Consider the following 239-nt stretch of genomic DNA (forward strand, 5'->3'; position numbering starts at 1 on the left):
GAGGCGTTTGTGATGGCATTGTCAATTTTTTGAATCATTAAGCTACTATTAGGTAGCCCGGTTAACGCATCATAGTTGGACAAATAACGTAACTCATTTTCAGCACGGTTTTGCTCGGATAAGTCTGTAATTTCAATTACATAATAACCACCTATAACGTCTTCATTAGCGACGGCAGTGGCACTTATATGAATATGGTGTTGCTGTGCTTTTGTCGTATTAACATAGGCATTTGTTCG

The 239-nt window shown here is 38.5% G+C and carries 1 protein-coding gene; it reads right to left on the reverse strand.

Features of this window, described 5'->3' with window-relative positions; translation table 11 throughout:
• A partial coding sequence (locus CWB76_RS19865; RefSeq protein ID WP_138609788.1) for a hypothetical protein occupies positions 1–239 on the reverse strand: 239 nt, incomplete at both ends.

This window comes from Pseudoalteromonas sp. S1609, from assembly GCF_005887255.1.
In the GTDB taxonomy this organism is placed as follows: domain Bacteria; phylum Pseudomonadota; class Gammaproteobacteria; order Enterobacterales; family Alteromonadaceae; genus Pseudoalteromonas.